Here is a 1,027-nt window from a genome sequence, read left to right as displayed (position 1 = left end):
GACGACGGTACGGGCCCAGGTCCGGGTACCCCAGATAACGACAAGCCAACCCTGTCTGTGACGGACGCGGGTGACGTGAACGAAGGCACTGACGCGGTGTTCACGGTTTCACTCTCTAACGAGACCGAAGCGCCAGTGGTGGTTAACCTAGCGCCAACCACTGACGGTTACACCGCGGAAGCGGGTGACATCGGTGAGATGGTCGTGACTTACGTTGACAGCAACAACCAGACGCAAACACTGACGGTCGATGGCAGCGGCAACGTGACCATCCCAGCGGGCATCACCGACATTACGGTGACCATCCCAACTACGGGCGATGACGTCTACGAAGGCGACGAGACCTTTGGTCTTGTGGTCACTGAATCGAACAACGTGACGTCAAACGGCAGTGCGACAGGTACCGCAACCATCAAAGACGACGGTACGGGCCCAGGTCCAGGCACGCCAGATAACGACAAGCCAGAGCTTACCGTGACAGGCGGTGGTGATGTGAACGAAGGCACTGACGCGGTATTCACTGTGTCACTCTCTAATGAAACCGAAGCGCCAGTGGTGGTCAACCTTGCGCCAACCACTGACGGTTACACCGCGGAAGCGGGTGACATCGGCGAGATGGTCGTGACGTATGTCGACAGCAACAACCAAACGCAAACACTGACGGTCGATGGCAGCGGCAACGTGACTATCCCAGCGGGCATCACCGACATTACGGTGACCATCCCAACTACGGGCGATAACGTCTACGAAGGCGACGAGACCTTTGGTCTTGTGGTCACTGAATCGAACAACGTGACGTCAAACGGCAGTGCAACAGGTACCGCAACCATCAAAGACGACGGTACGGGCCCAGGTCCGGGTACCCCAGATAACGACAAGCCAACCCTGTCTGTGACAGATGCGGGGGACGTGAACGAAGGCACTGACGCGGTGTTCACTGTCTCGCTATCGAATGAAACCGAAGCGCCAGTCGTGGTCAACCTTGCGCCAACCACTGACGGTTACAGCGCGGAAGCGGGTGACATCG

Annotated in this window: 1 protein-coding gene; it reads left to right on the top strand. The window is 57.9% G+C overall.

Annotated elements, in window-relative coordinates; genetic code table 11:
- Positions 1-1,027: Calx-beta domain-containing protein (locus tag RJ47_RS21390; RefSeq protein ID WP_039481800.1), on the top strand; the 1,027-nt coding region annotated here is incomplete at both ends.

It is taken from the genome of Vibrio sinaloensis, assembly GCF_000808535.1.
GTDB classification, from domain to species: Bacteria; Pseudomonadota; Gammaproteobacteria; order Enterobacterales; family Vibrionaceae; genus Vibrio; species Vibrio sinaloensis_D.
The sequence above is the reverse complement of the archived record's forward strand: the minus strand, read 5'-3'. Positions and strand labels throughout refer to the sequence as shown.